This is a genomic window from Paraglaciecola sp. T6c (assembly GCF_000014225.1).
Lineage (GTDB): Bacteria > Pseudomonadota > Gammaproteobacteria > Enterobacterales > Alteromonadaceae > Paraglaciecola > Paraglaciecola atlantica_A.
This window is the reverse complement of record NC_008228.1, coordinates 1,301,597-1,322,906: the sequence shown is the minus strand read 5'-3', so window position 1 is coordinate 1,322,906 and position 21,310 is coordinate 1,301,597. Positions and strand designations below refer to the sequence as shown.

The 21,310-nt window shown below is 40.7% G+C and carries 16 protein-coding genes; 5 read left to right on the top strand and 11 right to left on the bottom strand.

What is annotated here, in order from left to right; translation table 11 throughout:
* Nucleotides 1-22: 22 nt before the first annotated feature.
* Nucleotides 23-937: a sulfotransferase domain-containing protein gene (locus tag PATL_RS05610; RefSeq protein ID WP_011573960.1), complete on the bottom strand. Its 915-nt coding sequence runs from the start codon at nucleotides 935-937 to the stop codon at nucleotides 23-25.
* A gap of 279 nt (nucleotides 938-1,216) precedes the next feature.
* Nucleotides 1,217-2,134 (bottom strand): hypothetical protein, encoded by a 918-nt coding sequence (locus tag PATL_RS05605; RefSeq protein WP_011573959.1) that lies wholly within the window; start codon nucleotides 2,132-2,134, stop codon nucleotides 1,217-1,219.
* Between the two features lie 766 nt (nucleotides 2,135-2,900).
* On the opposite strand from PATL_RS05605, the gene PATL_RS05600 reads away from it, so the two are divergent.
* Together PATL_RS05600 and PATL_RS05595 are read left to right on the top strand one after the other, a co-directional pair.
* Nucleotides 2,901-3,533: a sulfotransferase family protein gene (locus PATL_RS05600; RefSeq protein ID WP_041713412.1), complete on the top strand. Its 633-nt coding sequence runs from the start codon at nucleotides 2,901-2,903 to the stop codon at nucleotides 3,531-3,533.
* 99 nt (nucleotides 3,534-3,632) lie between these two features.
* Nucleotides 3,633-5,477 (top strand): acyltransferase family protein, encoded by a 1,845-nt coding sequence (locus PATL_RS05595; RefSeq protein ID WP_011573957.1) that lies wholly within the window; start codon nucleotides 3,633-3,635, stop codon nucleotides 5,475-5,477.
* Between the two features lie 260 nt (nucleotides 5,478-5,737).
* Here the strand turns inward: PATL_RS05595 and PATL_RS22185 are convergent, their stop codons facing one another.
* Nucleotides 5,738-6,883: an acyltransferase family protein gene (locus PATL_RS22185; RefSeq protein WP_011573956.1), complete on the bottom strand. Its 1,146-nt coding sequence runs from the start codon at nucleotides 6,881-6,883 to the stop codon at nucleotides 5,738-5,740.
* A 47-nt stretch (nucleotides 6,884-6,930) separates the two neighbouring features.
* A complete protein-coding gene (locus tag PATL_RS05585; RefSeq protein WP_011573955.1) occupies nucleotides 6,931-7,755 on the bottom strand; it encodes a polysaccharide pyruvyl transferase family protein in 825 nt (274 codons plus the stop codon).
* 741 nt (nucleotides 7,756-8,496) lie between these two features.
* Between PATL_RS05585 and PATL_RS05580 the strand changes: the two genes are divergently transcribed.
* On the top strand, nucleotides 8,497-9,492 hold the full coding sequence (locus tag PATL_RS05580; protein WP_011573954.1) for an acyltransferase family protein: 996 nt from the start codon (nucleotides 8,497-8,499) through the stop codon (nucleotides 9,490-9,492).
* 164 nt (nucleotides 9,493-9,656) lie between these two features.
* Here PATL_RS05580 and PATL_RS05575 read toward each other — a convergent pair whose 3' ends face one another.
* The 6 genes from PATL_RS05575 to PATL_RS05550 form a co-directional block, all read right to left on the bottom strand.
* Entirely contained in the window at nucleotides 9,657-10,604 is a 948-nt protein-coding gene (locus PATL_RS05575) for a glycosyltransferase family 2 protein (RefSeq protein WP_011573953.1), read from the bottom strand.
* A complete protein-coding gene (locus tag PATL_RS05570) occupies nucleotides 10,601-11,890 on the bottom strand; it encodes an O-antigen ligase family protein (RefSeq protein WP_011573952.1) in 1,290 nt (429 codons plus the stop codon). The genes PATL_RS05575 and PATL_RS05570 overlap by 4 nt, the downstream gene beginning before the upstream one ends.
* 14 nt (nucleotides 11,891-11,904) lie before the next feature.
* Entirely contained in the window at nucleotides 11,905-13,032 is a 1,128-nt protein-coding gene (locus PATL_RS05565) for a glycosyltransferase (RefSeq protein ID WP_011573951.1), read from the bottom strand.
* A 3-nt stretch (nucleotides 13,033-13,035) separates the two neighbouring features.
* The gene (locus tag PATL_RS05560) at nucleotides 13,036-14,127 is read right to left on the bottom strand and encodes a glycosyltransferase (RefSeq protein ID WP_011573950.1); all 1,092 of its coding nucleotides are present in this window, start codon (nucleotides 14,125-14,127) and stop codon (nucleotides 13,036-13,038) included.
* Between the two features lie 9 nt (nucleotides 14,128-14,136).
* Complete coding sequence (locus tag PATL_RS05555) at nucleotides 14,137-14,904, bottom strand: WecB/TagA/CpsF family glycosyltransferase (protein WP_041713410.1); 768 nt, start codon at nucleotides 14,902-14,904, stop codon at nucleotides 14,137-14,139.
* Between the two features lie 306 nt (nucleotides 14,905-15,210).
* Complete coding sequence (locus tag PATL_RS05550) at nucleotides 15,211-16,203, bottom strand: NAD-dependent epimerase (protein WP_011573948.1); 993 nt, start codon at nucleotides 16,201-16,203, stop codon at nucleotides 15,211-15,213.
* A 693-nt stretch (nucleotides 16,204-16,896) separates the two neighbouring features.
* Between PATL_RS05550 and PATL_RS05545 the strand changes: the two genes are divergently transcribed.
* On the top strand, nucleotides 16,897-17,868 hold the full coding sequence (locus tag PATL_RS05545; protein WP_011573947.1) for a hypothetical protein: 972 nt from the start codon (nucleotides 16,897-16,899) through the stop codon (nucleotides 17,866-17,868).
* A gap of 53 nt (nucleotides 17,869-17,921) precedes the next feature.
* Nucleotides 17,922-18,992 carry a glycosyltransferase gene (locus PATL_RS05540; protein WP_011573946.1) on the top strand — a complete coding sequence of 357 codons (1,071 nt, stop codon included), beginning with the start codon at nucleotides 17,922-17,924 and terminating at the stop codon, nucleotides 18,990-18,992.
* Between the two features lie 93 nt (nucleotides 18,993-19,085).
* On the opposite strand, the gene PATL_RS05535 is transcribed toward PATL_RS05540, so the two are convergent.
* Nucleotides 19,086-20,993 carry an acyltransferase family protein gene (locus PATL_RS05535; protein WP_011573945.1) on the bottom strand — a complete coding sequence of 636 codons (1,908 nt, stop codon included), beginning with the start codon at nucleotides 20,991-20,993 and terminating at the stop codon, nucleotides 19,086-19,088.
* Between the last annotated feature and the right edge of the window lie 317 nt (nucleotides 20,994-21,310).

The following is a 21,310-nucleotide window of genomic DNA, read 5'->3' as shown; positions in this document are numbered from 1 at the left end:
CTGTGTTAAAGGTTTATTAGCGTTAAATTAGCCAATCACTGGGATCGCGATAAAAGGTTAACGACGTTTCTAAAAACCCCTCCCGCAATGCGTTTAATTGCTCAGGCGTGAGCTTACTTTTCCACTTCTGAGCTGTTAGTTTTGAATTTCTCGCGGTTTGGAAGCCACTACTTAGATCATCTTTGGAATAACAATATTGCTCGATAATTGAATCAAAATTTTCTGGTACGTCAACGCCACAATCAATAAAAATGTTAGAAAACTGCTGCTTAGGGTCATCCACTAAGTCTTCATATTTAATGATCTTTGCATTTGGATAGTGATTCACCACGTCGACAGCTTCTGCCAAGAACGTGCCATATAACTGACCGAAACGCCCCCAGACATCAAGCTCAGACTGTCCATCTAATAATTCACTGTGCCTTTGCAACCACCCTCTTTCCTGAAAACTCAATGCCACCGCAGCAGGGTGGCGCAATAGTAAAAATAAGAAAGGGTGATAATGTTTACAGTAAAAACTGGCTGCTGCTGGGTTTACCTCTTTGAGCAGCAATTTTTGCTTGTTGTTCTTTAAAAAAGGCACGAAATCCCACTTGTTATGAATTACGCCTCTGTGGTATCGAGGTAGGCCAGCGAACGCCTCGTCAGCGAGCTTTTTGTATATATCAAAATCCGGATGGTCTTTTTCAGCGGTAAATACAGCCTGTTCGCCCCCTAACCGTTTTAAATAGGGTTGCGTAATTGGCTCCCTGAGGTACGCGAGCTGCGGTGATGTGGCCAGCACCTCACCGGCCCAGGAGGAGCCGCTTCTGGGGTAAGACAAGAGTAAAATAGAGGGTGAAGCAAAACGCTTAGGTATGATGCTGTTTAATAGTCGCAAACAGTAAAGGCTAGAAACATCCAAAGCTTTACCGCGATATCGATTTAAAATCCCCACAATATTCCTTTAAAAATAACTACATGCACAATAATGCAATGAAAACGGAGTCGTTCACAATAAGTTTGACACATGATTCTACTTTGATTTACATACGTTTGTGCAGGTTAAATGGCATCTACCCCACATGTCTAACGTTTCTTATCGCGGTAAAGGACTTTTTCTCACAGATCAGTTTTTGTGTGAATAAGGCGAGTATCTTATAGCAAAAATGGCTTATGCGGGAATAGCTGCATGGGTAAATCTAACATCTTTCAAAGCGATTACTATTACGGTCGACTATGTCTTCTTCAATCGACCGGCTAGTAGTAATAACCCTATCAATATGGCCCCTAGCTTAGGGGGCTCATTCACAGCCAATGCACTTGATGAAAATTGAAAAAGTGAATCGTTATATTCGTCAAACTGCGGGAAACCATAATCAGCGAATGCAATATTGTCAGAATAAGGACAGCTATAAGGCTCACAAGCTGTAGCACCACCTTGCAGACTCGCCACGCCATCAGTTAACACATCAACACTGTAAACAAGATTAAATTGTTCATTTGGTTCAAATACGCCCAGTGGTAGCTCAAACCATTGAGTGCCCCAGCGATATGAATGCATTTCAACATCAAAAACGCCAAGCACAGCACCATCAGTGACAACGCCTACGCCGTTACTATCTGAGCGTACTTCAGCCATGCTTGACCAAATCAACTCGTCGTTTAAGGTAATTCGCGCATTGTAGCTGGAGACTGTAAAGTCTTCACCAATGCAGGGTAATACGCTATTACTCTCAAAAAACAGATTTTCTGGGTCAGCACAATACGCTTGTAAGTAGCCAGATAAAGGACTAAAACGCAAGGCGAATTGCTGCACGATGGATGAACTATTTTCTAACTGATAACCTATTGTGGCACTTCCACTAGCAACACTCGCCGCATACTTACGCATCGATAATAAAGCAGTTCCTCTTTTATTACCTTCCACATAACTACTAGCATAAACGCTGGTGTCATAGATGTTCGATATTGTATAGGTAGAAGCAAAGTACGACCCTGAATCGAACATGCGCCAACCGTTATCTGGTTTAGGGTAACTGAGGGTATATGCTTCAGCAGTGAGTGCTGTGCTGATAATAGTTGCTGTTGCGCTTTGACAAAAACTGACCGAAATATAAAACAGAACAATACGTTTAAACGTCAGCATGATCATTGGCTTCTTCCTTAAAATCGAGTGTTGAACAAAATGAGATCCGCAGATTTCATTAAAATATATACCCCAATACACATGTTGTCAGCAGGAGATGAAATATACATTGCCTATGGGATCCCACACTAATATGACCATGCAGGTGTCAGTGTTATACCCAGCATAATCTGATGCATGGCACTATGTGTATTGTTTAGTTGTTTGAGGTGCGACATTCGAATAGCGAATACCCCTGTGCACCATTCTATTTTTTACTCCCCCTTCTATTAGCGAAAAATGAGTAATATTCCGCTCAGCATCCAAATAGCAGTCTTTGCTTTATCAATAATAAGTATGTAAAAGAAGACAGTAATCTACGCATTGGTAGTCATGTTGGAACGCCTAAACGACCTATTAGCCTAACCAACAACAAATTTCCACACTATCCCTGCACTATTCCTTCACTATCCCTGCATCGACACCAGAGATGGCCGCAATCGCTGTAATAAACAGTATATTAACATTCTGGTAAGTGGTTCGTCCCTGCTTGGCTTATACCTTGCTTACCTTTTAAGGTGTATATGTTAATAAAACGATAAGACGACATAGTTGAGTCCAGAATGTGCCGTACAAGTAGACATTTCGTAAAGGTCTGTCTCAACATCAACCCAGACTCTCTCATAATACTTTCTGCCGACCCTAGGTAGTGCATTTGTTCACTGGATTGGTGCTTTAGGCGCTGTATTTTAAAAGCAACCTAGAAAGCCGCAACTTTATGGAATTGATGAATATGGATAAAAAGATATTTTGTGTAGGTTTAAACAAAACAGGAACGTCTTCGCTACACCAGGCCTTTACCATGCTCGACATAAAGAGCGTGCATTATAAAGGAGTTGAGAAAACCGACATTAAAGAAATTATTCAGACCAACTATCTTGCGGGCAACAACATACTTAAAGGAATAGAGCATTACGAAGCCTATTCAGATTGGGATTTGGGGCCCTCTACGATCGATATCGTAAAAGAGTTTGATAAACAATATCCTAACAGTAAGTTTATATTAAATATCAGAGACATGGAGGGTTGGCTTGACAGTAGAGAGAAGCATGTAAAAAGGAACCAAGAGAGAAAAAGAAAGGAGCCAGATGCTGATATCAATTGGCTAACGATAGACAGAGAAGCTTGGGCAACTCAGTTTAAACGTCACTATGACGGCGTGACTAGTCACTTCAAAGGTAGAGAAAACCAACTATTAGCCTTTGATGTCACCCAAGGTGATGGTTGGGAGAAATTATGTCCCTTTCTTGAATTACCTATTCCCCGCGCCATATTTCCTAAAGAAAATATGGCGGCGCATAAAAATTCACTTTATTGGAAAGGACGACGAAAATTAAAAAGAATATTAGATCACATTGTCAGATAAAATAGCAGTGAAGCAAGCTAGCCGAGAGTTGTCGACAGAGCTTGGTGGTTTCAGGCCCCTAGATACAAATTTCACCTATTTAGTTAACGTTAAGAGTCTATGAAGTTCAGGGAAGATATAAACGCGTTGCGGGCGATCGCCGTTATAGCCGTAGTCATTTTCCATTTCAACCACGCTTGGTTGCCAGGGGGATTTGCTGGAGTCGACGTATTCTTTGTTATATCAGGCTTTCTGATGACAATGATAATCGTTAAAGGCGTAGAGCGGAAAACGTTTTCAATAATAGGTTTTTATCAAGCGAGAGTAAGGCGGATTATTCCGGCCTTGGCGTTTCTTTGCTTTGTTCTCATGGTCTTAGGCTATTTTTTACTTTCTCCTATCGATTACCTTAATATGGGTAAACACACCACAGCAAGTTTAACGTTCACATCAAATTTCGTTTACTGGAAAGAGTCTAACTACTTTGATGCTTCATCAATTGAAAAGTGGCTGTTACATACGTGGAGTCTGTCTGTAGAGTGGCAGTTTTACTTAATGTATCCGGTGGTTTTGGTAATACTGAGTAAATTTTTAAATTTGAAGCAGCTTAAACTACTGCTGGTTGCCACTACACTCTTAGCGCTGCTTCTCTCTATTTACGTCACATTAAACACTAGCAGTGCAGCCTACTTCTTATTACCGACTAGAGCGTGGCAGATGCTTGCTGGAGGGCTAGTCTTTTTGTACCCCATCGCTTTGGGGCCAACAACCAAACGCCTTGGCTTGAGCACTGGCTTACTATTAATCGTTTCATCATTTTTCCTATTCTCAGCGGAAACACCTTGGCCTGGCTATGCATCTTTGCTGCCTATATTAGGAGCTTGTTTAGTCTTAATTTCTAACAATGGCGGATCGCTTATCGTTGATAACAGACTTTGCCACATGCTAGGTAAATGGTCTTACTCCATTTACTTGTGGCACTGGCCCATCATAGTCGCAGGTTTTTACTTCTCTCTAGGTGAGAATTGGTGGATGGTGGGCTTACCGCTTTCAATCCTTCTAGGCGCTTTAAGCTTTGTCTTTATTGAATCAAAATCATTGGCTGATTATGGTTTACACAAAATGAAGTATCTACTGAAACCATTGCCCGCAGCCTCACTTCTTGCTGTGTTCGGCCTTGTGGTTTTTCTGACAAATGGCTTAATAAATCGACTTGCCGAACCAGAGAGAACTCTCGTTGCATCGGCAATCACGGCGAAAAGTGATTGGAGCTACCCCAAAGCGAATAAAGTTATAGGGCCTCTCAAAATCAGATTCATTCGCGGAAAAACCGATAGGAATATCTTAGTTTTAGGCTCAAGCCATTCTGAACAGTTATACCCGTATGTGGAGGGGCTAAACTCTGATTACAATGTTTATTTCTTAACAAATGGCGGGTGCCTTGCAACGCCCTCGATGAAACACCCCAAATGGAACTGCGACAATTTACAGAACTATCAGCTTCTTTTAGATAAGGTCAAATTCGATAGAATCGTGACTACTTTTTTTAATTTTGACGTGTATTTATCAAACATCGAAACGAAAAGGAAAGAACAGTTAGCGCTTAGAACCAAAGAATACGACGTCTTTCTTGCTCAGCTAAAAGCCGCCGCTAAGGAAGTGTATTTGATTTTAGGAGAGCCAAGGGGAGAAGAGTTTAATCCGCAGGCTGTCATTCGACATGGATTAAAAGCCTTTATGACAGAAGAAGAAACACGAAATACTTACGCAATTCACCACGAAGCCCTAAGCCTTTTCACCGAGCTCGGTGATATTGAAATAATAGACCCCATCGCGCACTTGTGTAATGAAGGTATTTGCAGCACCAGTGATGACTCCCGAGGCTTCTACTATAAAGATAATAATCATATGCGGCCTTGGTATGCCATTGAAAAATTGACGTATTTGGATCACATCTTCCTATAAATTACTGAGTTTCTGTCACTCTCACGTTGTATCGCAATAGAAGAATTTCAGATGTAGATTTAGCGAACATCCTACTACTCGTCACCTATTGAAAAAGCAGCCGTAAATAAGGCAAGAGCAGTAGCACTCAGCACTCAGCACAAAAATTTAGAATGCGCAGCGATTAAAAAAGCAAATAAGGCGACGGCCGAATACATGCCGTCGCGCCGAGTGTATATGCATCGTATCTAGAAAAATCTGATGCTGTCAGTCCAGAACACTCAATTAGTTTTTGAAACAACTTTATCAGCTGAAAGCACACCAAGCCCCTTGCCCACTTTAATGAAATATTTTTCTACGTAAGAGTAGATGAGAAATGAGACTCCAATAGTTATAGGGAATGATAAGCCAATTACTAACGATGCGTACAGCACATGAGAGCTGATAGGCATAACGACCATGAAGAACCAACCCACACAGTAGAGCGATATCATATGGAAACAGTAAATTGAATAAGATATTTTTCCCAAGAATAATATTGGTCGACAATTATTAATACGTTTCACCATATTCAGAAGTACGTTCTTCGTGATAACAGTTTCTGACACAATGGTTATCCACCAAATAAGCGGTGGAATCATAGCCAATTTACTACCAATCTTGATTTGGAATACAATTGTGAGGAGTACTAAAATACTAAATTTAATCAGGTATTCTTTTTTCGAGTATATTCCGTCTCTAAAAGATTTAAAAAATCTAAACGTCAATATCCCCGAAATAAACAGCGATATATTAGCAAAGATAAAGGATCGATGTCCCATTACCCAAGCTAGTTCACGCTGCAAAATAAGCAGTAAAACTGATATCGCGACTACGAAAAACCAATTTTTCTGATTCAAAAAATACATCAATAAAGGTGCTATGAGATAAAACTGCCACTCAAGCGTTAGGCTCCACGCTTGACCCATAATCGCGTAAGCTGACGAGGGTAAAAACTCAGAAGTTACTATCCCATGCAACATGAAAAGATGGAGCAGTGAATGGGTTGTCAGGTTATCCTTGGTATCGTGAAAAAGCTCTAAGCGATTTGCAGTTTTCGGGTGTTCAAATATCAACTGATTCAGAAATTCAATGGACATGTCCAAAATCAGTATGCTGAGTAGTAAACATACCAAATAAGCAGGAAAGAGCCTCAGGGCTCTTCTAGCTATATAAAGGCCGTATTGTTCTTTTTTACTGTCCAGTAAAAAAGCAATTACAAAACCGCTAAGCAGGATAAACACACCTACTGCATAGGTGCCATTAGCAAGTAACATACCCACACCTTCATTCTTGTAGATGGGTAGTGCGGCGATCGTTAAGGTATGGGTGATAACTACCCATACACACATTATTCCTCTTAAGCCTTCTAAGCCAGCTAGTTTCATGACGTTCCTTCACTTCTGTATTAATTAAGTTCTTCGTGTACCAAAAACTATTGTTGCCATAACTCAAATGGAAAGGCGTTAACTAGCGCATTTTGCCTATCTTTCAAATCTGGGATCGGCTGCGAAACCAGTGCTTTAGCCTCTTCAATCGTTTTAACTGAATGGTAAGTTTCGCGACCTGTGCCTTGATAATAATCATCGTATTTAAATTGGGTTTCACCGCTACCTGAATCTAGAAAAATGGCGTTTCTACCATAAGCCTCAGCAAGAATGACACCGTGAAGGCTTGAGCTAATAATAGTTTTACCCTTCAAAATACCGCTAATGAAGTCACCAGGATACATTCGAGGTGAAAGCAACAGCCCTTCGTAACCATTATAAAAATTCATATCGTCGTTAAGCTGAGGGACAATGACAAACTCTTGAGAAGGCCCTTCGGGACACATTATCTGCTCGGGATAAAACAGAGGCGATAAAATCGCTGGATCGCCATACACTTCAGGGCATTGAATTCCTTTTGCTAATAGATAATCTCGAGTTAAAGGCCCGCGTACCGCTCGAACGTCTAAAGTCTTATAATTGTGAACGTCCTCTCTTACCTTACCATTTCTACCTGTACCCCAAACGACATCGTTATCTTTAGCAAAATGCAGTACTGAGCCGATAGACAACAACTTGTTGGTTTGGTCTACCTTATCAAGTACAAAACGATTTCTAAGATGCAGCATTTGTTGCACCACGTCCAAGGCAAGATAATCCCCTATATTGGGTTCTTTTGTTTTTGGCTGCCAGTAATAGGCGAGAGATTGTGCTTTGCTTTCTAACTCGTTTTGATGAAACCTTTCATCTTTTTTCTTTCTAAAAAAATTCAACTACCTTCCCCTGTGACACTCGACAGTGAGCATTTACCCAAACTAAAACCCAGATAGTGTATGACTATCACTAATAACGCAGCTGATACTTTCTTAGATAAGCTAAACCACGAGATTATTATCCCCTTTTTTGTTTAAGGAACAAATCTTTTCTTCTAAAGTACGTAAGCAATTAAAATACCAATCCACCGCGGACGAAAAGTTTCTATTCAGGAATTAAACGGTTTAATTTAAATTGACGGGCTAGTTTTCTGATATTAATACAATAAACTAGGTTATATTTTCTTGTGTGCATCTCTGGTACAACCCATTGAGGGAGAATTAGTTTCTAGTTTGTCACCACTAGTAGAGCACGGTCGCAGAGGACTTGGTAAAGGCAGGACGACTCTGTGACTTATATCAGCCTTGACTTTCTTCTGATTCTCAAAAGGAAATCAAGGAAAAACTAATACCGCTTATTAGGTAAGAAAGTTCGTATCTAGCTTTCCAGTGCCGACCCCAATAAAAGAAACGCAGAGTGAGTTGTACACTCACTAATCAAATCGTAACTAACATATCAGTTTAGATAGTATGTATGGCAAGGGGAACAATTTTTAAAAAGCAATGTAGTGGTATTTAGACGCACATCATAATAGAGGTTAGATTAACGCTTTGTACCATAATTGTACGTCATGAATATCTCTATTTGTTAGTATATGAAACTAACAATATCTGCTAATCCACAATTCAAAGTGAAAAAATATGACGAGTAGTAAAACGAAAGTAAGGGAAAGGCAAGACTGGCTTGACCTAGCAAAAGGCCTAGGGATTTGCTTGGTCGTTATGTACCACACCTGTGAAGGCATTCTGAATAGTTTTGAGTATGATACTGAAACGATACAGGCACTAACGAGTTTCTTCAGAAGCTGGTTGATGCCAATGTTCTTTATGGTGTCAGGGATTTTGATTAGAAACTCGATCAAAAATAAGCCAATACAAACCCACCGCTCAAAACTCCTTGATTGGGTGTATATTTACCTTTTATGGAGCCTAATTATCTATTTGGTCAGGTTACTCTCAAATAGCTTTACTAATACCAATATGGCCGCGAATGAAATATTTTTTATTTTATGGGACCCCGTACCCACCATCTGGTTTATTTATGCTTTGGCACTTTCGCATTTAGTCACTTTGCTCGTAAGGAATATTTCGCCAAACATAGTCATAGGTGTAGCGGTTGCTGCGAATTTGTTAAACAGTTTCTATTTTGGTTGGTTCGAAGGCAGCATTTTTGAACGTTTCGCTTGGATATACCTTTTCTACGCCATTGGCTTTTTTAAAGGGAATGAGATTATTAGGGTCATCAAAAGTGACAAACTAGCACTCTTTGGGCCCTTGTTCTTCGTGGGTTTCGGGATATTTATCGCGCTGTACCGTTCAGAGTTGCACATGGTCACTAAGCCCATTGTTTCCTTGTTGATGGCTGTGGCTTTTTTAATTATTTGCTATCGTACCGAGACCTTATTTAAAAATACGAAGCTGTTTAAATTTAGCGTATACGTAGGGAGCATTAGTTTATTTATATACCTCACCCATTTTGCCTTGCCTGCCGCCACTCGGATGTTATTGAATAAAATTGGGCTTTATTCGTTTTCAGCCAATATACTATTGGCTGTAGGGCTAGCGGTTTGTATCGGTATTATTGCGAGTAAGTTATCCACTACACAACCCATAAAACTATTGTTCAACCGTCCTTAGCAATGGTGTGCGTATGCTATGAGACTTCATTTTAGGCGACAATTCAGCACTCTTAAATGAGGTCTTCATAGATCAGGTGAAAACCCTAAATAGTAAAAATTGACTTTTAAAGACAAAAGGCCTGAATCGTTGAAGGCAACAACCTTTCCTATCAAGTGTATTTTTTATTTTTTTAAGGCCCGCTTTAAAAAAAGCAGCGGTTCAAAGGTATTAAATAATTTTGCATGTAAGGCCAAAAAGCCAAATTTACTAAACCATAAATTAGGCCCTTTATGCTTTAATGTGTCATTAAATATCAACAGGTAAGTATCGGAGTCGTTTGCTTTGAAACTTAAACGGAAAAAGTCGACGACATTGGTCAACCATATGTCTGCAAGCTCTGCCTTTGGCGCGTCAATAAACCCGAGCAGTCTATTTACCAAATCGACGCGATAGTGATAGTTTTTGTCGCCTTTGGACGTTAAATTACCAATTGCATTAAACTTTTTCACAGTCACAATAGGTAGTGTATACACACCACCTACCTTTGCTAATTGAGCCCACAATAGTCTATCTTCACCGAAACGCAAATCATCTACAAACCCGCCGGTTTCAACAATTTTGTCTCTTTTCGCTAACACCGAAGAGGTCGCATTAATAATGTTGCTATAAAGAAATTGTCTTAAAACATCGCCGTCTTTCTGACGCGATTCCGTCTCTTCTCTCTGTCCGTGCCAATCGATAGAAGCATAGCTATCGATTAACACTGCATCGGCATGCTTGTCAGCCAATTCCATTTGTAGGCGCAGTTTATCTTTATGAATCCATAAATCATCAGCATCTAAAAAAGCTAGCCACTTGGCTGTCGCTATAGAAATAGCATGGTTACGGGCTTTAGAAGGGCCTGCATTGCCCTGTTTCACATAGGTAACGCGATCTGCGTACTCACTGCCTTCAATTACTAGTTGCGTATCATCCTTGGAGCCATCGTCAACGATGATGACTTCTTTAGGCAGCGCACTTTGCATGAAAATAGATTCAAGTGCCTTTAGAATACTTTGGCTGCAATTATAAGCAGGAATAACAACACCGACATCGACAATTTTGGTACTAATGCTCTTATTACTTATCATATTTGATCAATTCTTAAATTAGGTTTTTGTTCACGATTGACAGGTGCTTTAGCGGAGATTGACAACATCGCGATAAATGAGATTACACTGTAAATTAGCATATCAGGGCTATTGTGATTGATTACAACGAAACCGATATAATTAACTACACATTGCAATAAAACAATGGCAAGCAAGGCTGCTAACAGTTCACTATTTTTGCTAATAATGTACCCTTGAACCAAATCCTTAATTATTTTAAGGGTCAGAATAATAACTAACACCAATCCGGTATACCCACCGTACAGTAGAACCTCATAATAACCACTATGGGCATTACCGATATAGCTCCAACGAGCCACGAAACTGGCGACGGCGTCGCTGACCCAAAATGCACCGAAGCCATAGCCTAAGGTACTTTCAGCTTGAATATACTCATCGAGCAACCCCCAAATAACAGTGCGGTTTGTCAAGGTTGGGTCTCGCCCAAGTAGCTCTAATAAAAAAGTGTATAGAAAGGAAACCGCGACAGCTGCTGCGGCTAATAATAACGTGATAATCACAACACGGCGTAAGTTAACATTCGGGCTGTTAGTGCGCATAACCTTAAATAGCGTGATTAAGCCCACACCAGCGAATACCATGACGATGGCTGTCGCTGAATTGGCAAACACTAAGCAGATCCCCAAAACCGCTAGCATAATTTTATGGTTACGAGTGCGGTAATTGCCAAGGCCAACAAGTATCAAAATACCGTAAGCGTATAACCGCGCCCCGCCATTTTTGTCGCCCATGATACCGATAAACATATTTGCACGTTCACCTTCGCCATGACCACCTAACGCATTACTCGGTGATATAACCAAATAAATGAGGCCCATGACGGCAGCAACGAATATGGTTTTAGCGATAAAATACATTAACGATTCGGCGTTAAAGTGTGCGGCGACACAAAAACCTGCCACAACCAGTGTAATAAAAGCGATACTGCGGCGCAGGGTAATGCCCGGCTCATAGGACCAATATATGGACGCTAAGAAAAAGGCGATTAGCACCCACCACCATAAACTCTTAATGAGCATGGAAAACAGTAATTTTTTATCGACCTTAAGTAAAAGATAGATGCCCGTTAGCAATAGCAGAATACCGACAATTTGCTTAGCGGCATTACCCGAAGCATTGGCGCTCATTAAATCGTCAGCTCGACCTCCCGCTAATAGACGTGAGGTGAAACTTAAAAAGCCAAAGTAGTAGAAAACCGTGGTGAATAAATAAGCACGTTTTAAGGTATCAAGAGTGATTTTCATGTTTGGTAATTATTTCACTTCTGTTGCAAAGCGCTGTCATTGAGAATAAGCGCTCGGTATTCTTTGGCAGAATTTTCTGCACTAAAACGATTAACGGCTTGAATGATCCTGTTGCGGTTTTCTTGAAGATTTTCACTCGCAAGTTCAGTGAGCATAACCTTTGCTAACTTTGCTACGTTTTTATATTCAACCAAGGGAGCAACTTCACCGCCTTTGAGCGTTTCCATTGGCCCTGATGGGCAATCAAAAGCAACCACCTTACATCCAACTGACATCGCCTCAACCAATACATTCGGGCTACCTTCAAAACGTGAAGACAACACAAATAAGTCGGCTTGTTGTATTTCGGCAATAGGGTTGTCGGTGTAACCAGCGAGGTCAACGTGTGCGGTTAAGTCCAGTCGATCAATTTGCGCTTGTAGCGCAGTTCTTAGTTCACCCTCACCGAAAATGACTAATCGTGCTTTTATCTCTTTTGATACGAGAGAAAATGCATCGATAAGCATATCAAAGCCTTTTTGATCGCTAAGGCGACCCACTGCAACAACAGTTTTGCACTCATGGTTAACTAACCAAGGATGTTTCGCATCTTGTTTAGCCGCTTCTCGCGTGTCTTCTGTGATCACTGGGTTTGATGCAGTACATACATCTTGCTGCCTAGCAATAGAGCAATCGACAAGATCATCAGCCACACCTTTTGATACAGCGATAACAGGGTTGGGAATTAAGCGATAAATGTAGGGCGCAACGCCATAGGTTATACGCATCACTAGGCCATTATTTACTTTGCGATCGAGTGAAAACGTATTTCGTTCACTAACAGATAATCGCTTTGACCAACCTAAACTGGCACAAACGACAGCGGTAATGACATTGACATGGGTGAGAGCGGATAATATGCCATCTGGATTTGACTGCTTTAGGTGTTTACGCAAGGGCGCAAAAGCAGACAAAGTGCGGGCCGAATTCAACTCAACGAGTGTTACCGATTCACTTAAAAATGATTTATTAACCCCACCTGCGGTCAATAGTATCATTTCTACAGTATCACCATTTTGCGCTAACTGATTCGCTAAGCGCACCATCATTTTTTCTGCGCCACCACCACGCAAATCATGCAACACAATACTGATTTTCGCCATTATTTACCTACTGAATTCTTTGATGTAACGACGTGCGACACTTTGGTACTCAAACGCGCTCACGCTATCAGCAATATCTTTACCAATGAGCTGTTTATAACGCCCTATCGCGTCAGCCAACTTTTCAACATTGTTAGTTTCAACCAAGAAGCCATTTACACCGTTTTCGATTAGCTCAGAAGGCCCAGTAGGACAATCAAAAGCGATAACCGGTGTATTTAGATACATCGCCTCTACTAGCGCCGTGGGCATACCTTCATGTCGAGATGACAAAATAAACGCTTGGGCGTTGCGTATAATGTAATATGGGTTTTCAGTAAAGCCGTAGAACTCAACATACTCTTTAATGTTCAGTGACTCTGCTAGTTGAGTTAATTCATCTACTAGTTCACCAATGCCAACGATGAGCAACTTTGGTAGGTTGTTATTCGCCTGACGGGCTTGCGCGTAAGCTTGAATGAGCATATCAAAACCTTTTTGCTCTACAAGCCGCCCTACAGCACAAAAGTAATCGGTTGATTCAAATGCGTCGGTATTGTTCAAAGATTTCGCTATCACTTGTTGGTCGACCACAGCGTTGGGAATAAATTCGACGTGCTTTCTGCCAAGTTTAATGTTGCGAAGTAGTTCCTGCTGAAGTGACCCAGAAACGGTCACTATTGCCCCGCCCGTCAACGAGTAGAAATTATAAAGCAATTTTATCTTCGCGGGTGATAGCTTTTGATCGCTCACATCGAAAGCGCAATGTCTGGTATATACCACCGATAATTTTGGAAATCTTAACGCGCAAAATGCGGCTAAAATATTTGCCGTTTCCGTCGCGGCAATGATGACATCGATATCGTTAGCTTTAATATGAGCAAATAGGTGCTTTAACTTTTTGAAGAAACTATCAGATTGATTCGGATGCGTCGCCTTCTTGGTGTCGATCAGTTTGTCATAACCGGCTTTTTTATCGCCTTTTATATCGTATACGTAGAATTCTGAGGAAATACCCTCATTAGCCAGCGCATTCGATAAGTTTTGGTGAACGCGTTCAACCCCACCAGATAACGAAAACCACTTGTGTAAAAACAGTACATTGTTACGGCTCATGTTTATTCCCTAAACAAAGTAGCGATGTTTAATGACACAATATATGGCATGGGGGTTGGTCGTGATATATCGCCATAACAGCTTCTTAGGTTCGGTCATGGCTCTGTGTAGCCATTCTAACCCTAGCTTTTGAAAGATGGCGGGAGCACGTTTGTAATCGCCCGTGACAAAATTGTAGCAGCCGCCGCACGAGATAATGACGGGAACCGTTAACTTGCTTTTGTTTCTCAAGATAAACAATTGCTCTTTGGGCTTTCCTAACCCGACCCACAGCACTTCGCAACCTGAAGCATTAATTTTGGCGACAATCTCATCTTCGTCTGCTTCGCTAAAATACCCGTGTTGGGTGCCGACAACGTCAAAGTTATTATATTTTTCTGACATAATATTGCCGCATTTTTCAATGGTTGCTTGGTTCGCCCCAAGAAGAAAATGTTTAACGGTTTCTGGTGACATCATAGGGACGTCATGAATGGTATCTGTGGTAGCGCTGCGTTCCGGTATCTCCTTTTCACTAAACCAACGTGAAAAGCTCACCACACTTTGCCCATCGGCATGCAGTATATCGGCTTCATTAAGCATACGGCCCATTTCAGGATCACTATTGGCAATAGAGATACTGTGGCCATTTGATGAAAAAATAACGAGAGGCGATTTGATATCACCCGCCCGTGTATCCAAAACGCGACACACCATCAAATCAACTAACTGTTTGCGGTCAACACATGCGGTAATTAATCCGCCGACATTTGTTTTTACTACTTCTTCTAATTTCATTGATTCATCTCGTTTAACTATTTCAATACGATTCCCTGCTTTGTATAACGAGAGAGCCACCTGATCGCTGACAAATTGATGCTAGGCTCATTATCGCGTGCCCAGCATAACTTGATTAACTCTTTTCCACCCAAGCAATAATAACGCCAACGCTAATAAATTTTAAACTGTCACTCGGGTTAATCTGGAATAGGTCATTTAACGGCCACATTAGCAAAATGATATTCCGCCATTATGACACATGGGCCGTTACATCGTCTTGCAATCCAGTGGCCTTTCCTAACTAAGCGCTCATTATTCAACACGCTACGAATAATACTGCTTAAACCAGCCTACAAAGTTATTGATTCCATCTTGGAGCTCAGTTTGGGGCTTAAAGCCGATTTCGCTTTCTAAATTTGTAATATCAGCAAACGTTCTTACGACATCGCCGTCCTGCATTGGCATGTAATTTTTCACCGCTTTTTTGCTTAGCGCATTCTCTATACAGCCAATAAACGCTTCTAATTCGACAGGCGTGTTGTTACCGATGTTGTATAGCTTGTAGAAAGGCGAAGATTCAGAGCTACTGTTTGACTCTTCGCGCGGTTTCGGTATTACGTTTTGGATACGTAAAATTCCTTCGACGATATCATCAATGTAAGTGAAGTCTCGCTGCATTTTGCCGTCATTAAAAACTTTAATCGCTCTGTCATTTACCACAGCATCAGTAAACAAGAATGGCGCCATGTCTGGTCTGCCCCAGGGGCCATACACAGTGAAGAAGCGCAGACCGGTTGTAGGCAACGAATATAAATGGCTGTAGGTATGCGCCATGAGTTCATTCGACTTCTTGGTCGCTGCATAAAGTGAAACCGGATAATCTACACGGTCACCTTCGGCAAACGGTATTTTTTTATTTGCACCATAAACAGAACTAGAAGATGCATAAACTAAATGCTCGACATTGTTGTGACGACAACCTTCGAGAATGGTAGCCATACCCGTTAGGTTTGAATCTATATACGCCATTGGATTTTCAATCGAATAACGCACCCCAGCTTGCGCTGCTAAATGTATCACGCGGTCAAATTTTTCTTGAGAAAATAATGCTGCAATAGTGTTGCGATCAGAAATATCGGCCTTAACAAACGTAAATGTTTTACAATGCTCGATGCGTTTAAGTCTCGCCAACTTTAGGTTTGGGTCATAGTAATCGTTAAGGTTGTCTAACCCAATAACGTCATGCCCCTCTGCGCAAAGCTTTTCAGCGACATAATTTCCAATGAACCCAGCTGCTCCAGTGACTAAATATTTCATAATCCAATTCTCATCTATGTTACTTACGCTACATTGCTGTACTTAATTTCAACTTTTAACCAAGATTAAAAGTCAGGGGAAATCACTCTTGCTTTACCAGGTCTTAACTTGCCTTTTGAAATCAGTGATATTACTAGGTCGATGATTATAACGACTGTTGTGATTAAACGCAGAATTTTATTCGCATCGATAAGTTTTAAACTCTGTATCATCGCGTAAGAGCGCTACGTTTCTAATGTTGTAGTTTACCCAACGTACAGTTAATGCTAATTGTTGCGCCACAAATATCGGTGGTACAAGTCAAGGGTGTACTTAAATAATGTTCAATAAATCATATAGGTTTACTGCATTTAATCGGTGAAATATGCATGGCACGGCTGTATGATCTGCTTTAGCTTAGCGTTATAACATGGCGCGGGCAGTATAAAAATGTGAACGTTTTATGCTGCAATATATGTGCAGTGCACGTGTATTAGGTAATGAAGCGCTTTAACCAAAGAGCTAAGTGGCCTACTGAGCTGGCCCCGCCAGGTTTAGGCAAATTAAATGAACGGTGTGTACTAGAGCAAAACTTACATTGTTCAACACTCAGCCATCGACCAATATTGGTGTATTTTCCGCGCACTGTCAGGGCTGCATGACTTTACAATGTTGAATTAAACTAGAAATATATAGCTGAGAAAGTATCAAATAATGCAAAATTGTAAAGCTAACAAGAACATCTGTATTTTCCCTAAATTCCAAGGGGACAACGAATATTTGTTGAACTTATCACTCATACTAAAAAGCAAATTTTCTGATGTGGAGTTTGTTGCACTGTCTCCTAAAACCATGTTGCAAAAGTGGCTCAAAGGGAAACGGTCTGACGTTCTTATTTTAAATTGGTTAGAAGATTATCCTTGCTTAAAAAAAGGGTTTTTGGGCGAAGCTAAAGAAACACTGCGCGTCGTTTTGGGCATGGTCATTGCCAACTTATATTATCGGAAAATCGTTTGGGTAAGGCATAATTACAAACCCCATTTGGAACATAGTAAATTGTGTTACCGCATTCTATGTGGGGCGATTAGTTTTTTCAGCGATACTATTGTTACTCACCGAAAGGTAGAAGAATTCCAGTCTAAGGTTATATCTCATCCTCTGTATAAAAAAACCGAAGCTCAATCAGTAGCTCCTTTTGGATATTTAATTTTCGGCAATATTAAGCCTTATAAAAATGTCCCACTCATTCTCAAAAATTGGGACCCTAAACGTGAGCTCAAAATAATCGGCAAGTGCAAGAGTACAGAACTCAATAGTGAAATAACTTCATTGATAGCAGACCGACTTCCTAAAGTGGAGTACGAAAACCGCTTTATGGAAGTTGAAGAGCTGAATGGCCTTCTGTCCTCAGCTACGTTCGTTATTCTAGCGCACGAAGAGGCATCAATGATCGTTAGTGGAACCTTTTACCATGCCATATCTTATGGCGCTAATGTAGTGCTAAAAGACTCGCAGTATGCGCGAAATGTTAAGAGTGAATTTCCTTTGGTGCACTTAGTAGAAGACTTTGGTGATGCTTTAGCGGGTTTGGTGCCTTATCCTCGCGAGGAAATTATAGCGCTGGCAGATCTAACGTATTCAGATAATGTCATAGCAAAACAATGGTCTGACCTTCTTGCTGATTAAATCGAAGGTCACGTTCACTCATTATTACTTAATTAAGTGTTGAATTTATTCATATGAAGAAACTATCGGTACTGTCTTATCATCCTAATCGATGCTCAGGTTTTGGTGGCATTGAAAACCTTGTTAGGTCTATCAAGCTCTCTATTGAGCAAGGTAATATTGCATTTTATGAGCTGTACAATAGAGAGCCTCCTGTTGAAGAAATTGAAATTCCTCGTACTGAATTTGATATTAAGAAGAAGCTTCATTTTGAATCGGGCTTTCTCGCTACGCTTAATAAAGCGTTTGTTTTTTATAAAGAAGCTGTACGGGGTAAGTACGACGTTGTTATCACTTATCACCCGGCAAATTTGCTGTTTTTTTTACTCACCAAACACAAACCTAAAATCATTTTAGTTCAGTCTAATAGCGTCAAAGAGCTTTTTCAGGGACGTATTCTAAAAGCATTAGCCCAAAAAATTCTTAATCGAGTTGACGCGCTAACGTTGTATACCTCATTTGACAAAAAAGCACTGTGCCAGCGATTTGAGGTCGAAGACAGCAAGATGTTTATTATACCCAGAGCATGTAAGTTGCCCACCACAGCGCCGCGGCAAAATAAGAATAACAAGCTGGTTACTATATGCAGGATCGCCGAAAATCAGAAGAACTTTGCAGCTATGGTTGACGTTGTGGCGAAGATGCCAGAGCTGACGCTTGATATATATGGCGCGGGCTCTAGTGAAGAAGTTAATCAGTTAGAGAAGAAAATTTCAAACGTTCCTAACATTAGGTTTCTAGGCAAAACCAATGATGTTGCAAAAACCTTGTCGGAGTACAGCGTATTTGTCATGACTTCATATTATGAAGGTTATGGCCAATCGCTTATAGAGGCAAGAAGCCAAGGTTTACCTATTGTTCTTTTCAATACATTTGATGCTGCTCAATCAGTTGTAGTCGATGGTAAAAACGGCTTTTTAATAGAACCGTTCGAACAAGAGGCATTTAGAGATGCGATACGCAGTATTTTGAAATCTGACTCAGAATATCAGCGAATGTCCCATGAAAGTGTTGTCCTATCAGCGACCACTGACACTACCTCAATTCAAAATAAGTGGTTTTCGCTATTTACATCGTTTCAGTAATCTAAAAAGCAAATTAATATGTAAAGGTCCTAGCAGGTGTAACGCGCCTGCTAGGATACGCGCAATCTTGCACTCATTAGCTCGAATAGTTTCTTATTTCAAACCTAGGCCTAGCGCATTTTTTAATTTAGGTGCCATTGACTGCACAATATATATACTGGCCGCACTAGAAAGATGTGCTCTATCCCTGACCATTATTTCTTTATTACGATATATAAGGCACTTGCCCTTTTCACACAATAAATCTTGTGGGCTAAATACATTTTCATCTGGTAATAACGATTTTATTTGTTCGGAAGCCTTTACACCGTACTCAGGGGCCAAAAGATAATCTTGTGGTGCTTTGGATGAAGTGGACAGGCGCATGCCTAAGAACGCAGGGTTCTTTACGGGGTAAATGGGGACTTGATTAACAACAAACACTTTTTTATCCGCTTCAGTCAGTGCAGTAAATGTTGAGCGCACACTCGATAAATCGATATCAGGGTCTTCGACTTTGAATGCCCAAGCCCAATTTCCAGCCAAAACCAAACCATTGATGTTATGGGTATCAATAAGCTCTTTGACAAATTCATTGTTCGCTCGGCATTGGGGGTTGCGCGGAATATCGGTGTCAAACAATGGGGAGCAACCGGCGCTGGCGTAAAGCGCAATATTCACATTTAGCTCTTGCTGAATCGTTTTGAGTCCGCCGATGAGATGAAACGCATGTGAGTCTCCCCACAGTAAAATGGTTTCTGTTGCACCGGGCATTGTCATAACGCACGAATCGTAGCTCCAATTGTCATTATAAAACTGATCTTCTTTAATAAAGCAGCCTGCAAATCCGCTCTCTTTATGAGCGTCCTTCAAGTTGAGTTGTTCAACAAAGTGAGGGAATCTGGCTTTATAACCGTCTGCTTTCCAAACCAATACACCAAGAACAAATATAACGAAGCTAAATGCAATGGACGTTGAGTAGACTTTTAGCGGGCGCAAAATGTCACCCCGATGGAGCCTGAACGGTGCTTCTAGGTACTTGCAGGATAAATGACTGATGGCGTAGGTCACGATTACCAATAAAAGCGTATCCCACCAAACAAGATCCCTAATAATCCAGTAACCGTAAAACACTACGATGGGCCAGTGCCAAAGGTACATTGAATAGGAAATTTTTCCCGTAAATTGCATAAATCTTAGTTTGAGCAGCTTGCCTATCCATTTATTCTGATCATTCGCCCAAATCAGTAAAGCCGTGCCTAAACAAGAAGGTACTGCCGCCCAGCCTGGGAATAAGCTTTCTTTATTGAGAACAAAAATAGGCGCAACAAGCAAAATCAGGCCTAAGACTCCTAACCAACTTGCTATCTTTGCGTTGGGGACAAGGTTTTCTTTGAATGCAATGGCAACTATGGAACCCGCTAGTAACTCCCAAAATCGAAAGGGAGACAAATAAAACACCGTACTAGCAGAGATGCTTATATACCATATTGAAGCAACGAATGAGCATGTGAATAAAGAGGCTACAGACCAATAAAAAGCCCGTTTACCCAATTTATAGCTTGCCCACACAATGACGGGAAATATCAAATAAAATTGCTCTTCTACCGCAAGCGACCATGTATGCAATAATGGGCTTAATTCCGAAGAGCCCTGAAAATAATCACTACTGAGCCAAAAAAATACATTAGATAGATAAACGATGGCGGCAATGGCGCTTCTGCCAAACTCCCTAAATTCATCGGGCATAAAGATAAAATATGCAGCGATGAAAGAAGCCAGTACGGTTGCAAAAAGGGCTGGAAATAGCCTTCTAATACGTTTTTCATAAAAACCTAGAAAGCTAATAGATTGAGTTTCTGCATCTTTCATTAGAATAGAGGTAATGAGAAAACCAGAGATGACAAAAAATATATCGACGCCAGCATAACCACCCGACATACCCGTTACACCAAAATGGAAAAGTACCACAGCAAGAACTGCTATCGCGCGCAAACCATCAATATCTTGACGATGTTTCATATTATTCCGATTTTATAACTCCATTATGGAGCAAGATAATATGAGTTATAACTCGCCCATGCAATAAGGTTTGTGTCATGGCTCTGGATTGTCTAAAAAAAAAGCAAAACCATTTGATTTGATGTTCAAAATCAAATGTTACCCGCTAATATCTCGTAAAAACGTCATGAAATATTGCTCCGAATCAGCCATCGATATTACAAAAGATAGCCAAACTTAACTTACACTCATTACATGCTGTGTAATGTCATGAATTTGATACAAAATTTGATTACAATAGGCCGAGTCAACATGCTAGTAAAAAGGTAAACTCTTAA

Bases quoted from the DNA above. Each gene is read 5' to 3' on its own strand.
- PATL_RS05600 (WP_041713412.1), top strand. From the start codon at position 2,901: ATGGATAAAAAGATATTTTGTGTAGGTTTAAACAAAACAGGAACGTCT.
- PATL_RS05545 (WP_011573947.1), top strand. From the start codon at position 16,897: ATGCAAAATTGTAAAGCTAACAAGAACATCTGTATTTTCCCTAAATTC.
- PATL_RS05605 (WP_011573959.1), bottom strand. From the start codon at position 2,134: ATGATCATGCTGACGTTTAAACGTATTGTTCTGTTTTATATTTCGGTC.
- PATL_RS05555 (WP_041713410.1), bottom strand. From the start codon at position 14,904: ATGAAATTAGAAGAAGTAGTAAAAACAAATGTCGGCGGATTAATTACC.
- PATL_RS05580 (WP_011573954.1), top strand. From the start codon at position 8,497: ATGACGAGTAGTAAAACGAAAGTAAGGGAAAGGCAAGACTGGCTTGAC.
- PATL_RS05540 (WP_011573946.1), top strand. From the start codon at position 17,922: ATGAAGAAACTATCGGTACTGTCTTATCATCCTAATCGATGCTCAGGT.
- PATL_RS05565 (WP_011573951.1), bottom strand. From the start codon at position 13,032: ATGGCGAAAATCAGTATTGTGTTGCATGATTTGCGTGGTGGTGGCGCA.
- PATL_RS05560 (WP_011573950.1), bottom strand. From the start codon at position 14,127: ATGAGCCGTAACAATGTACTGTTTTTACACAAGTGGTTTTCGTTATCT.
- PATL_RS05575 (WP_011573953.1), bottom strand. From the start codon at position 10,604: ATGATAAGTAATAAGAGCATTAGTACCAAAATTGTCGATGTCGGTGTT.
- PATL_RS05570 (WP_011573952.1), bottom strand. From the start codon at position 11,890: ATGAAAATCACTCTTGATACCTTAAAACGTGCTTATTTATTCACCACG.
- PATL_RS05535 (WP_011573945.1), bottom strand. From the start codon at position 20,993: ATGAAACATCGTCAAGATATTGATGGTTTGCGCGCGATAGCAGTTCTT.
- PATL_RS22185 (WP_011573956.1), bottom strand. From the start codon at position 6,883: ATGAAACTAGCTGGCTTAGAAGGCTTAAGAGGAATAATGTGTGTATGG.
- PATL_RS05595 (WP_011573957.1), top strand. From the start codon at position 3,633: ATGAAGTTCAGGGAAGATATAAACGCGTTGCGGGCGATCGCCGTTATA.
- PATL_RS05550 (WP_011573948.1), bottom strand. From the start codon at position 16,203: ATGAAATATTTAGTCACTGGAGCAGCTGGGTTCATTGGAAATTATGTC.